The sequence below is a fragment of the Bartonella sp. AA18HLJMS genome, assembly GCF_042197245.1.
In the GTDB taxonomy this organism is placed as follows: domain Bacteria; phylum Pseudomonadota; class Alphaproteobacteria; order Rhizobiales; family Rhizobiaceae; genus Bartonella.
The window spans coordinates 444390-452231 of the sequence record NZ_JBHIRP010000001.1 but is presented as its reverse complement, the minus strand read 5'-3'; the positions used below and the strand labels follow the sequence as shown (position 1 = coordinate 452231).

Here is a 7842-nt window from a genome sequence, read left to right as displayed (position 1 = left end):
CATCATCATCTGAATCGGAAAAAGCAGAAACAACACCTGAGAAAGAAGAAGAAGACAAAGAGAAAAAAGGCGGTGTTCTCGCAACTTATCATGATATCCGCAGTGGTGAAAAAAAAGAAGTCAAAGTTGGTAATCCGCCGTTCCATGAACTCAAATACACCTACCATAACCAATCAGAGGCTGTTGCGGCCATTGCTGCTTATCGCAATAAATCATCACGCGGTAAGTCTTCTTTCTCATGTGATATCGGTGGTGATCCCTTTGTGCAAGCAGAAGCAAAGCTTGTTCAAGAGCCCCCTTTCCGCCCTTATATACCGGCAGAATGGCGCATCAAAAGCGTTAAACACAAACTTGATAAAACGGGTGGTTACACCACAAAAATAGAGTGCGAACTTTTTGATGCATCACAAGAAGATGCGGCTGGAAACGTTGCAAACACCACACCAGAAAAGGATGATACCCTTGATCCAAACGCCCCACCAAACGCATGCGACGAAGGCGAAGGCGTCATCCATATGGATGAGGAAGATATATAAACAAAGCTATTTTATGATGATAAAAAGAAATACTATTTTTATTTTACTATTCCTAAAAATACAGCTAAACAGCGTTCAATTTCTACCATTTTATCTGCATGAATGGAGCCGAAAGCTGGACTAACTTTTTCACATCTTACCGTCATAATCTTATCAATCATTACTTGCGAAGGTTTTTGTAAACCATTTTTTGTGTTTGGCTGAATCGTAATGCGGAGTAATGGCGCATCAACAAGTGTACTTGTAATTGGTAAAACCGTTACACTTGTATGCTCACTAAATTGATTAGCTTGAATGATTAACGCAGGTCTTGGTTTACCAAAATCGCCTTGCATAGCTATTGTGACGAGAGATCCACGCATTATTCTGTCCAGCCATCAACATCCATTAAAGATTGATCCATCAACAACTGCATAGATGTATCTGTTTTATCCATTTTTGCGACTAAGCGACATTGGCGTCGGCACTCTTCTGCAAAGTTCGGTTGGCGAATATCTGGTACCCAAATTTGCATTAAACGCAAACCTGCTTTTCTTTGTGCGTTGCGATGTTTTTGAACGCGTTCATTGACGTGCATTGTAGCCATAACAAAATCTCCATTATGTTTCATGTAACGTATAACACAGAAAAAAGTTACATGAAACAAGATTTTTAATAAAAGGCAATAATTGTAATTTTTAATATTCACTCATCCCCGCCTTGTGTGGGGCTTTTTTATGGAGCAACACATGCGAAAAATATCATTAGAGGGACTTGCACTTATCAAACAATGGGAAGGCTTGCGTTTAAACGCCTACAAAGATACCATTGGGGTGTGGACAATAGGTTATGGACATACAAACAATGCTGGAAAGCCTTTTGTTTATGAAGGCATGACCATCACGGAAAAGCAAGCAGAAGAACTTCTTTGCCAAGACTTAAGACAATTTGAAAATGTCGTTGAACGCGCTGTTACAGTTTCATTAACAGATGAACAATTCGCGGCGTTAGTGTCATTTTGCTATAATGTAGGAACAACAGCCTTTTGTAACTCGACACTGTTAAAAAAGCTCAATCAAGGTGAATATGAAGCTGTCCCTGCCGAGCTACAGAAATGGACCAAAGCAGGCGGGAAGCGTCTTGAAGGTCTAGCACACCGGCGCGCGGCAGAAACAGGCTTATGGGCAAAAGGGGCTTTTGTTTCCTCCAATTATCAAACAGTAGAAACGCAAGCATCAACGGGGGTTTTCAAAGCAGAAGCACTTGCACCGATTATTGGCTCTTTTTCTGGTCTTGGAGGCTTATTAGCAGGCAATGGACCCATCCAATGGGCTTTGGCAACCATTATGGTCTTAGCAGCATGTGCTGGTATTTTCTTTGTTGCTAAACGCTTTCAGGAGCATCGTCTATGATCTTATGGATGAAAAGAAATCTGATGATAACAGGCGCGGCTTTAGCCGCTTTTTTTATTGCATTAGCAAGAGCTTTTACTCTTGGGAAAAAAGCAGAGCAACAAAAGCAAACAGAAAAAGCTTTAAAAGCAGCCACAACACGTCTGGAGGTGGAAAGTGAAGTTAATCAAAAAAGTGATGCTGATGTGCGCGTTGCTCTCTCTGACTGGTTGCGCGACAAATAAATATGCTTCTTCTTGTGTTGGCTGGTTGCCAATTTATTTAGATAAGCAAGATCTGAACGCCATCAGTTCCAATTTAGCAAGAGAGATCTTAAAGCATAACAAGCAGGGCGAACGTGTGTGTGGGTGGAAACATGGCTAGAAAAAAAACACAAGACGATACAGAGCTTACGGAAGCAGAAAAAGAAATACTTCAAGAAATCATCATGACCTACAAAAGTGTAAAAGTGATGTCGCGTTATACGAAATGGATTGTACTCATTATACTCTTATTAGCGCTTGATTTTTCACGTATTATGGATGCATTAGTAAGTATTTTTACACAAAAACCAAATATCCGACTCTAAACATACTCTGAGACGCGCGAAATTCTTTAGAAAATGGTTTCTTAATTTTGCTCGTCTCATGGAGCCGATAGAGAATGTCTTTGCACATTTAAAACAGTGGATTTCAAAAAATTCAAAAAATTATTAGAGAATGTTGGAGGAAAAAGATGAGCTTTGTAACGGTATGTTGGAAAATCCTATTCCCGAACTTTTGTTAACGCTCCCGAACCTTTAAAAAGATTACAAAGAATCAATACGTTATACATAGGAGAAAATTGTATGGCGGAGAGAGAGGGATTCGAACCCTCGATATGGTTTCCCATATACACGCGTTCCAGGCGTGCGCCTTCAACCACTCGGCCACCTCTCCAGAAGTTCGCACTATACCCAGAAAGAAATAACGTGCAAGTCTAAACTATACATTCAAAACCCAAAAAACAAATTCATTTATTAAAGTAAGAGCTTTTATCTGTTGAATAACAAGCACATCCCTTCTTTTTAAGAAAAAACTTTTTTCGTGGATAGGTTTGTAGAATACAATAATGAGAATAAAAAGATTGTCACCAGTTATAAACTTTCATGCTCATTTACGCACTTTCTGCTTCACAAAAAAATACTTCTCTTAAAATTAGCATACAGCCCATAGTTTTACACAACCAAATAATTAAAATCACTTACTTATACGTCATAGGAAGGGATGGTATGTGGGGGAAGAACATTTTAAGAGAGGATAAGCGGCTCTTATGCATTTTCTTAAATAGCACGAATTTTTGCAACATTGAGAGCTGTAAAATAGTGTGATGGTATCAGTTTTCTCTTTCATAGGATTACATAATAAGCCCTATTCTAAATCCTCTATTCAATTTCACGCTTCTATATTTAGTTGATACTAAAGAAAATAAAATTCAGAAAAAAACTTTGCATTTTTAATTTAATATGTATGAATATATTTTATTTTCTAAAATGAAAAAATAGTCTCATTTTGATCAAATACAAAATCATAAAAATGCAAACCTGTTTTCATTTTTACCATATATTTTTAAATTCAGCTTTACAGTTTTCAAAATATCTAAAGTAGTCTCCATTATTTAAAAAAATTACGTATTACTTTATACTTTTGATTATCGCATTCTTTAAGCGTGATATGGTCTCATCACAAAACAGAATACTCTAAAAATACTATTTTCTTTCCCATCCACACGTTTGTAAAAAAACATCTCTTAAAGCTTGCTACATCTACCTCATACGGTATCTATGAATGGTATAAAATCTATTGGATAACATCATCTTTCCTTAAATAAAAAGTAAAAGCCAAGTACTATCACGCTATTTGTCGCCTAATGTTACAATATCTATTGCTATTTGAGAGAATGCATAAAAGGAATTTATTCTTTCTTAGAGTGTTTTTATCCATACATTACTCCTCCTTGTAATGTATAAAAGAGTAATTTTTATTAATTAAATATAGAGAAATTTAAAACGAAAAAACCCTACAATATTCAGGGTTCTCATTATGTAAAACGATAAATTACCATTATAAATTAATATACTGTATTAATGTTTTACAGCACTAAAGATCTGATTAGTCTGCAAAATGAGCTCGTTCTTTCCCCTTAATGTTCTTTATTACCTTATATCCTTGCTTAGAGCACGTACAGCTCGTGCAGTTTCACATTGTAATGCTTTTTGTGCTAAAATTTTCATATCTTCAAAACTATGAGTCTGTAAACACGCCTTTACTGGAGAAATATCGCAAGATATCATAGAAAGCTCATTAATTCCCAATCCAGTCAAAATCATTGCACCAAAAGGATCTCCAGCCATACCACCACATACACTAACCCAACACTTATGTTGTGCAGCTCCCTGAATAGTCTGATAAATCATACGCAAAACTGCTGGATCAAGGCTATCAGCTTCAGACACAAGGTACGGATTTTGCCGATCAACAGCCATTGTATACTGTGTTAGGTCATTGGTTCCAATTGAAAAAAAATCAACATGGGCGCTTAATACATCTGCCATAATGGCCGCTGCTGGAACTTCGATCATAATACCAAGTTTTAATTTTGGTGCATCAACATCGTTGCGGATTTCCTCTGCAATCTTTTTTATAGCGACAATCTCTGAAACAGACATGACCATCGGAAACACAATCCATAGATCTCCACCCTCTTTTGCCGCTCGATATAAAGCACGTAATTGAGGCACCAAAAGATCACGTCGACGTAACAAAAGCCGCGTTCCTCGAACACCTAAAAAAGGATTGTCCTCTTTAGATAAATGTAAATGCGTAACCTGTTTATCTCCACCAATATCAAGTGCACGAATAATTAATGGCTTATCTCCTACAGCTGTAATCATCGCCCGATATATATTAAATTGTAGCTCTTCATCCGGAATATATGGATTCTCTAAAAACAAAAATTCCGTGCGCATGAGTCCAACACCTTCAGCCCCTAAATCAAGCGCAACAGGAACCTGATTTGCGTAATTGACATTAGCCATGATACGAATTCTTTGACCATCTGTCGTTTGCGCTGGTAATCTACATGCATTTATTTCACTGACACGTTTTTGCGCAACAGTATCAATATGCCTTTGAGCATCTTCAACGTCTTCAAGCGTAGGATTAAGGTAAATAAACCCGTTATCGCCATCAATAATAGCCTGAATATCAGACTGAATTGCTAAAATATCATCACCTGCAGCAACAACCATTGGAATACCAAGAGTACGCGCCAAAATAGCTGTATGAGATAATGGACCTCCCCATGCTGTTGCTAATCCTTTTACCCTTGTACAATCAAGTTGTGCTACATCAGAAGGAGAAAGGTCATTTGTAACCAGAATTACACCATGTGGAATATCATTTAAAAAGAACGATCTATAGGATGGATTGATTTCACCTAAAACACGTCGACCAACATCAACTAAATTAACAGCACGTGCTGCTAACAAAGGATTATCTACCTTAAAAAACATATCTGAAAATTGACGAACCGCTCTATCCCAAGACCAAGCGACACCATGACCTTCCGCTATAAAACGACAAGCTTGAGCTATTAAATTTTCATCTTCAAGCAAAACCATTTGCGCAGAAAAAATCGCAGCAGAATCTGCTCCCATACGCACTGTAATATCAGAAATCACAGATGCCATTTTATGTTTTGTTTTTGTAAGAGCATTTTCAAGACATGCTGCACCAGCTGCAAAATCAATTGGCTGATCTATTATGGAAATATCATTTTGCCTTAAAACAAAAATCTTACCAAATGCTAATCCTGAACTCGCTCCAACACCAGAAATGCCTTTTTGCATAGAGCGTGGATACCAACCATGAAAAGCCTTTGTTTGAGATTCCATTGCTCTCATCAGACATTTTTCACTAATACTCACTTTTTTTGCAATAGCAATGGCATCATTGAGAAGTTGTGCTCCTTCTGCAGCATCTGTAGAAAAAATCAGAACATCACCGTTTTTTGCTCCTAATTGCAATAAACCAACCAAATTTTTCATTTCAACGGTATATTGACCATGGCGAACTCTGATAGAGTTTTGAGCCTTTTTCGCAAAATCAACCCATAGAGAAGCTGGTCGTGCATGAAGACCACTTGGATAATCTAAAGTCCATTCCTGACACACCGAAAGGTCACCAATAAAAGTTTTTTCTATCTTCATCTCTTGGTCAAACAAAGTTGTAACAATTTGCTGTTTGTCCATAGTTGTTGCAAGTACTTCAAGCTGTTTTTTATCAAATAAAAGAGACGTCAATTTTTTACAAATTTCTCTATAGCGATCTGGACACGCTGCAATGGCAATAACCAAATATGCTTTCTTGCCATCCTGCCACTCAACACCAGCAGGCACCTGTATAACAGCAACAGCATCCTTGATAATTAAATCACGATTTTCAGCCATACCATGAGGAATGGCTATACCATTTCCAAGCCAAGTATTGGTTGTTTCTTCACGTGCAAGCATACTTGCCAGATAACACTTATCAACTGCACCAACCTGCACAAGCAATTCAGCAGCAGCATAAATTGCATCATTTTTATGATCAAAAGCAGCTGCAAGTTGTACAGATCTTATAGACAAGATTTCACCATCAGTAAAATCTACATTCATTGCTTCTGCTTTCTCATATCTCATCATGAATTCAAATTGCCTCACATTTGAACACCAATATCTCTGATACATTCCTTTTCAAAGCTGCATTTCCCAAAATACAAGCTATAAATACCACCACAGCTCTCTTTATATTTTACAGAATATAGCTAAGTGAGGTGCTTAAATACCTCAATATAACCGATAAAACAATTAGATATTATTATCCACCTCAGTGCTCAAAACCATCATAAACAAGTCTGCCTCTTACTCTTTTACTTTACAAAGACAAAACCCCGTTTTTTACAGCACCAATCACCTGAAAAACTATGCTTTCAAAATGCTCTCATTATCCTAAGTTATCCAACATAACTTTTCACTATTCTCCCTACAAGAAAGCATCCTTCCCAATCATCCGTAACTTCAGCTAATATTTTAATTGATTCCTCAAAGTTTATTTAACCTATTATCCCTCTTTATAAGTTCATTACATAATTACAAATTGCTCCATGCAACTTATCATCTTTAAAATTCCGTGCTACCCATCTTATGATATCAAACTCTCGATATATAATATTTATATATTTTAAGCTACACCTTTACTTCAATCAATATCGCAAATACACAATACCCTCTGTCGCACATTTGCAAAGTACGACATCCCCTCCCAAGCACCATCACCAACTACTAAAATCAAGAAAAACTCTACAAATAAGATAAATAAAGTAAAAAATGAAAAGCAATTATTGCCTTAACCCTAGCTCTTATGCTTGTCTATTTTCAACAATACACAATAATAGTGAAATCAGAAAAAATATTCTTGAAGGGCGCTGATTGCAAGTTGGTTATTTTTATATCTTTAAACACCGTACTCCTTAAAAATATAATTTCACTCTCGATTTACCGAAAATTCCTTAATGCACGTCACTTTCAAAGTAGTTTTGACTACCTTCTTATGGATTTTTTATCCCTATGTCTTTTTAAATGAATAGCCCCACCTACCCACACTACCACCTAAAAACAGTATGACAACTCATCAATACCACAATGCCGATAAAAAGATCCATCTTTATCAAAATGATTACATCAATAATGCTCTCATTAAATTTCTCATAATTTTCTGAAAACAAACTGCTTCTCTTATAAGAAATTACTCGACGCTTCTTCATACATAAAAAGAAAGTCTCTCCTCACTGATTATTATACAGAAACTTATCAACAAACTCTATCATAATATCAATATGTTCAGTACTTAAAT

6 protein-coding genes, 1 tRNA gene and 1 pseudogene are annotated in these 7842 nt (G+C 36.6%); 4 read left to right on the top strand and 4 right to left on the bottom strand.

Translation table 11 applies throughout. The features are described 5' to 3' along the window. Positions 1-536 (top strand): annotated as a pseudogene (locus tag ACFINW_RS01800) (late control protein); the annotation flags it as partial. A gap of 38 nt (positions 537-574) precedes the next feature. On the opposite strand, the gene ACFINW_RS01795 reads toward ACFINW_RS01800, so the two are convergent. After that, on the bottom strand, positions 575-898 hold the full coding sequence (locus ACFINW_RS01795; protein ID WP_375620473.1) for a type II toxin-antitoxin system PemK/MazF family toxin: 324 nt from the start codon (positions 896-898) through the stop codon (positions 575-577). Then, a complete protein-coding gene (locus ACFINW_RS01790) occupies positions 898-1122 on the bottom strand; it encodes an antitoxin MazE family protein (RefSeq protein WP_273791685.1) in 225 nt (74 codons plus the stop codon). Before ACFINW_RS01790 ends, ACFINW_RS01795 begins: the two co-directional genes overlap by 1 nt. Before the next feature lie 142 nt (positions 1123-1264). Here ACFINW_RS01790 and ACFINW_RS01785 point away from each other — a divergent pair, with 142 nt between their 5' ends. From ACFINW_RS01785 to ACFINW_RS01775, 3 genes are all read left to right on the top strand, one after another. Further along, entirely contained in the window at positions 1265-1927 is a 663-nt protein-coding gene (locus ACFINW_RS01785; protein ID WP_375641062.1) for a lysozyme, read from the top strand. Beyond that, the gene (locus ACFINW_RS01780; RefSeq protein ID WP_375641061.1) at positions 1924-2151 is read left to right on the top strand and encodes a hypothetical protein; all 228 of its coding nucleotides are present in this window, start codon (positions 1924-1926) and stop codon (positions 2149-2151) included. Before ACFINW_RS01785 ends, ACFINW_RS01780 begins: the two co-directional genes overlap by 4 nt. A gap of 131 nt (positions 2152-2282) precedes the next feature. Next, positions 2283-2495, top strand: a complete 213-nt coding sequence (locus tag ACFINW_RS01775; RefSeq protein ID WP_375624260.1) for a hypothetical protein — start codon at positions 2283-2285, stop codon at positions 2493-2495. 259 nt (positions 2496-2754) lie between these two features. On the opposite strand, the gene ACFINW_RS01770 is transcribed toward ACFINW_RS01775, so the two are convergent. Both ACFINW_RS01770 and ptsP read right to left on the bottom strand, forming a co-directional pair. Next, positions 2755-2844, bottom strand: a tRNA-Ser gene (locus tag ACFINW_RS01770). 1256 nt (positions 2845-4100) lie between these two features. Then, positions 4101-6632, bottom strand: a complete 2532-nt coding sequence (ptsP, locus tag ACFINW_RS01765; protein ID WP_375620828.1) for a phosphoenolpyruvate--protein phosphotransferase — start codon at positions 6630-6632, stop codon at positions 4101-4103. Positions 6633-7842: the final 1210 nt, after the last annotated feature.